This window comes from Pseudoalteromonas sp. (assembly GCF_041613455.1).
In the GTDB taxonomy this organism is placed as follows: Bacteria; Pseudomonadota; Gammaproteobacteria; order Enterobacterales; family Alteromonadaceae; genus Pseudoalteromonas.
The window spans coordinates 1-5,386 of record NZ_JBFJHD010000204.1 but is presented as its reverse complement, the minus strand read 5'-3'; the positions used below and the strand labels follow the sequence as shown (position 1 = coordinate 5,386).

The 5,386-nt window shown below is 43.9% G+C and carries 6 protein-coding genes; 3 read left to right on the top strand and 3 right to left on the bottom strand.

Going from position 1 to position 5,386, the window contains the following annotated elements; all coding sequences use genetic code 11:
• From secB to ABYB02_RS14215, 3 genes are all read right to left on the bottom strand, one after another.
• On the bottom strand, positions 1-447 hold a 447-nt coding region (gene secB, locus ABYB02_RS14225), incomplete at its 3' end, for a protein-export chaperone SecB (protein ID WP_372763075.1).
• A 40-nt stretch (positions 448-487) separates the two neighbouring features.
• Positions 488-757 carry a glutaredoxin 3 gene (gene grxC / locus ABYB02_RS14220; RefSeq protein WP_372763074.1) on the bottom strand — a complete coding sequence of 90 codons (270 nt, stop codon included), beginning with the start codon at positions 755-757 and terminating at the stop codon, positions 488-490.
• A 32-nt stretch (positions 758-789) separates the two neighbouring features.
• Positions 790-1,221, bottom strand: coding sequence for a rhodanese-like domain-containing protein (locus ABYB02_RS14215; RefSeq protein WP_372763073.1), 432 nt, complete (start codon positions 1,219-1,221; stop codon positions 790-792).
• A gap of 529 nt (positions 1,222-1,750) precedes the next feature.
• On the opposite strand from ABYB02_RS14215, the gene gpmM reads away from it, so the two are divergent.
• The 3 genes from gpmM to ABYB02_RS14200 form a co-directional block, all read left to right on the top strand.
• Positions 1,751-3,295 carry a 2,3-bisphosphoglycerate-independent phosphoglycerate mutase gene (gene gpmM, locus ABYB02_RS14210; RefSeq protein WP_372763072.1) on the top strand — a complete coding sequence of 515 codons (1,545 nt, stop codon included), beginning with the start codon at positions 1,751-1,753 and terminating at the stop codon, positions 3,293-3,295.
• Positions 3,296-3,298: 3 nt separating this feature from the next.
• Positions 3,299-4,435, top strand: coding sequence for a murein hydrolase activator EnvC (locus ABYB02_RS14205; protein ID WP_372763071.1), 1,137 nt, complete (start codon positions 3,299-3,301; stop codon positions 4,433-4,435).
• Between the two features lie 71 nt (positions 4,436-4,506).
• Positions 4,507-5,386: S41 family peptidase (locus tag ABYB02_RS14200; protein ID WP_372763070.1), on the top strand; the 880-nt coding region annotated here is incomplete at its 3' end.

Here is a 5,386-nt window from a genome sequence, read left to right as displayed (position 1 = left end):
TTGCATGTATTGCGCAAATAATGCGTCAAAGTTTACCGGTGCTAGGTTCAACTGTGGGAATGTGCCACGGTTAACCAAGTTAGATACCGCTTCACGTGCGTATGGGAACAATACGTTAGGGCAAAATGCACCTAACATGTGCGCCAGTTGCATTTCTTCAACGTCAGCAATAGTAAAAATACCCGCTTGTTGAATTTCACATAAAAACGCCGTTTCTTCACCAATTGAAGCTGTTACCGTTAGCGCCAGTACCACTTCAAATAAACCTTCGTCTAACTTGTTAGAGCGTGTATCTAGGTCTAGTTTAACTTCTGGGGTCCATTCTTTTTGAAAAATAGCCGGTGAATTTGGCGTTTCAAACGAGACGTCTTTAGTATAAATACGTTGGATAGTAAATTGTGCGCCTGTATCTTGTTGTGCTGCTGCGTTTTGCGTTTCTTCAGTCATGGTTATTCCTAACTTGTTCGTTATTATAATTAGTTAAAATTTAAGCGTTTAGTGTGGCGTTTAGTTTAGCGTCAAGTTTACCTTGGGCTTCTATTGCCATCATGTCGTCGCAGCCGCCAATATGTTCATCATTAATAAATATTTGCGGTACCGTGCTTGCGCCGCCTGCTTTGGCGATCATTTCATCACGCAATTCAGGCTGTACACCAATGTCATAAACCGTGTATTGCACGCCTTTGCTGTCTAACAGTGCGCGAGCACGTTGGCAAAAAGGGCAATAGGCTTTGGTGTATAAAACAACATTACTCATAAATTATCCTCTAATGGGTTTGCTAATAATTATTAGCGACCCGTTGTCGTTGGCAGGCTTGCAGATTGCCAAGCACCCATACCACCTGATAATACACTCACTTGCTCAAAACCTGCTTTATGCATGGCCGTTGCAGTGCCTGAGGCGGTCATACCTGTAGTACATACCAATATAATGGGTTTGCTCTTGTACTTTTCAAGGTGTGAAAAATCAGATTTTTTCGCTTTTTCTGGGCTCAAGTGCTCAGCGCCGGCAATATGCCCTGCGTTAAACTCTTTTTGTGCGCGCATATCGATTACTTGACCGTTTTCGCGGTTGATCAGTAACGTGAGTTGCTGAGGGTTAATTTGGCGCACTGCTGAAAACTTACTTTTGATCCAACCACTAATAATTAGCAATAAAATACCAACCCAAGCTACACTTAAAATTGGATGATTGCTGATAAATTCAATATATTGATCCATTCGACTTCCACTATAAAATTTCATCCTAAAACATGATGTTTTAGCTATTTTGTGCCTAGCAGCTACGTTAACTGGGTGAGTAAATATCACAAAAAATACCCTACCCACACACACTACTTGCCGTTATTCACCAAGCTAGCATACGCCCCGCTTGAATAAAATGAATATTAGCCGCGCAAGTATACCCAAATCAGCTAAAAATGCGAGTTTAGCCCAGTAATTCGCGTATAAAAACACCATTTTAGTTACAGCTTTCTGGCTATATATAGCTGACTACCCCCCCTGCATGGAGAAAAACCACACGCACTGCGCTACTTGTAGTAGAAGACACCCTAGGCTGATACTATTTTATCAGCCGCTGAGTAATAACTTCGCAAGCAACAGTATTAACTCTAAAAGCCAGCGCTAAAACTGTTCATTATCTGCTTTTGCTTGCTGATTCGAGTTATAAAACACGGTATGCTTAGCATTAGCATACTCGCGATGATGCGTGTGTGCAGTAAAGCCGGGCTAACTTTGAGGATTAACGATGACAACACATAAAAAACCACTGGTATTAATGATTTTAGATGGCTGGGGATACCGCGAAGATGAGCAAAGTAATGCGATTCTTGCGGCAAATACACCAGTATTAGATAAATTGTGGGCCACCCGCCCGCGCACATTAATTTCAGCATCGGGTTTTGATGTGGGTCTGCCTGATAGACAAATGGGTAACTCAGAAGTAGGTCATGTTAATTTAGGTGCAGGTCGCGTTGTATACCAAGATTTTACCCGTATAACCAAAGCCATTAACGACGGTGAATTTGATAGCACACCAGCACTGGTAGACAATATTGATAAAGCCGTTGCTGCTGGTAAAGCGGTGCATATAATGGGGCTACTTAGCCCAGGTGGCGTGCACAGCCATGAAGACCACATTGTGGCAAGTATTGAATTAGCCGCCAAACGCGGTGCCAAAGAAGTATACTTTCACGGCTTCTTAGATGGTCGCGACACTCCGCCGCGAAGCGCTAAAGCGTCTATTGAGCGCATTGAAGCACTCTTTGCAAAACTAAAATGTGGTCGTTTAGCCTCACTGATTGGTCGCTACTACGCTATGGATCGCGATAACCGCTGGAATCGTGTTGAAAAGGCTTATAACTTAATGACCCTAGCCGAAGGCGAGTTTAACTTTACAAACGGCGTTGCCGCCCTAGACGCCGCATATCAACGCGATGAAAATGACGAGTTTGTAACGGCCAGTACTATTACCCCAGACGGTGCAGAGCCGGTCACGGTTAACGATGGCGATACCCTTATTTTTGCTAACTTTAGAGCAGACCGTGCGCGCGAAATTACCCGTGCCTTTGTCGAGCCTAACTTTGACGGTTTCAACAAGAAAAAATCACCGGCTCTCAGCGCATTTGTAATGATGACGGAATACGCTGCCGACATTAATGCACCGGTTGCGTTTGGCCCAACGCCTTTAGTGAACGTATTTGGCGAGTGGCTAGAAAAACACAATAAAACGCAATTACGTATTTCAGAAACCGAAAAGTATGCCCATGTAACATTTTTCTTTAGTGGTGGCCGTGAAAACGAATTTAACGGTGAAACTCGCGAGTTGATCCCATCACCGCAAGTGGCAACCTACGACCTACAACCAGAAATGAACTCAGCAATGCTGACCGACAAACTGGTCGCAGCGATTCAAAGCGGCCAATACGACGCTATTATTTGTAATTACCCAAATGGTGATATGGTGGGTCATTCAGGGGTATTTGAAGCTGCCGTTAAAGCCTGTGAAGCGGTTGATCATTGTATTGGCAGAGTAGTAGATGCACTAGAAGAGTTTGGTGGTGAAGCATTGATCACCGCCGACCATGGTAATGCCGAGCAAATGACCAACCTTAAAACGGGTCAAGCGCACACAGCACACACCAGTGAGCCGGTGCCGTTTATTTACGTAGGCCGTGATGCGGTTGCATCTGAAGGTAAAGCCTTAAGTGATGTTGCCCCTACTATGCTGCACTTAATGGGCATGGAGCAACCGGCGGAAATGACCGGCACGCCTATTATGACACTGAAATAAGCCATGCACAGCCCTCGCTTTATTACGCTTATTTTACTCGTTACTTCATTAACGGCTGCCAACGCAGCCGCTAATGAAGATCGCACTAAAAAAGATTTATCCGAAGTGCAATCAGCATTAGCGCAAAGCCAATCTGAGTACCAAGCACAGCGCAAAAAAATTGCTCAGCTGCAAAATACCCTAAAAAAACACGAGCTCGATATTGCAAAAAATGCCAAAGCATTAAATATGGCAGAGCAAGCGGTAAAAAAGACCAGCAAACAACAGCAGCTGCAACAACAAAAAGCAGTTCAACTACAAAAACAATACGCCAAGTTTCAACACATTTTAGCGGCACAACTTAAAAGCGCATACATGGCCGGTGGCAGCGATGATTATGCAAAAATGCTGCTAAATCAAGAAGACACCGCCAAATTTGAACGCACCCTTAGTTACTATAATTATTTAAACAAAGCGCGCATTGAACAGCTAAAAGAATTACAAACGCTGCAACTGGAAATAGCGCAAAATCAGGCTGAACTTGCTAAAACGAAGCAAACCTTAGTTGAACTGCATGAAGAACAACAGCGCCGCCAAAGCGCGTTACTTAACGCACAGTCGGAGCGAAAAACCAACCTAAAAAATTTACAGGTGCAGCTGAATAGCACTAAAAGTTCAATCGACTATTTAAAAGAAAACCAACAAACCCTACTCAATACCATTGCGGAGCTCGAAAAAGAAAAAACCAAAAAAATTGAGCTGCTTGGCCTTACTCGCAGTAAAGGTAAACTTAACTGGCCTAGTAAAGGTAAATTAGCGCATACCTTTGGGCAACGTAAACATGGCGGCATTGATTGGAAAGGGGTATTAATTAACGCGAAAGAAGGCGCAAATATTAATAGTATCCACAATGGCCAAGTGGTGTTTGCCGACTGGCTAAAAGGCTATGGCTGGGTGATCGTTGTAGACCATGGAGAGGGCTTTATGAGCTTATATGGCCATGCACAAACCCTGCTCAAAGATGTGGGTGATATGGTAAGAGAAGGCGAAACAGTAGCCCTAGTTGGACAAAGCGGCGGACAAGCAAGTTCTGGTCTATACTTCGAAATACGCCACAAAGGTAGCGCAGTAAACCCGGTAAAATGGTGCAAGCGTATTTAATGCAATTTTATTAACACCTTGCTGCTGTTATACACTCAATAAGCTGCTGCGCCACACTGGAGCAGCCGCTTATGAATCAACATTTCCTTACTACTAGCCGCTTTAATCGCCCTGCGTTTTTACTCGGCGTGTGCTTAGTCGTGGTGCTCATTCTTACTAGCGGCTTTAATAAAGTGGCTGCCAGCTCAATAAAGCAACTGCAACACCAGCAAATAAATGAAATTTTATTCAATATTGAGCAGTATTACGTCGATGACTTAGCGCTCAGTAATAGCCACAATAACTATAATCATCAGCAGTTTGCGCAGCTATATGCGCAGCTCGATCGTTACTCTAAATACCTTGATGAAGCGGAGCTCGCCGCCTTATTTGATAATACCAACGGCCATTACACTGGGCTGGGAATTGAGGTTAAAGAACTAGATAAGGCCATAACTATTGTCGATGTGATTAGCCAGTCTCCAGCGCAAGCCGCAGGGCTGTTACCCGGTGATATTATTATTAGTATTAATAATAAAGCAACACAACAGCGTAGCATTGACGACGTAGCACAGCAGATCAAAAACAGTAACCTCAATAGCATTAAATTACGCATAAAACGTGAGCAGCAGCCAAATCCCATCAGCTTTAATATTACGCGCCGCACCATAAAACTCACCAGCGTGACTAGCCAATTATTAGGCGCAGGCAATGGCTATTTAGCGATTAATAATTTTTCTAACTTCACTTTGCACCAAGTGGCGCTGCACATTGCCACTATGCAAAGCCAGTACGGTTACCCGCTTACTGGGCTGGTGATTGATTTACGCAACAACCCCGGAGGCATACTTCCCAGCGCGGTGTCGGTTGCTGATTTGTTTTTACATAGCGGGGTGATTGTTACCACCAAAGGCCGCTTTCGTGATGCAAATCAGGCTTTTTATGCTAAACGCGGTGATATTTTAAAAGGCG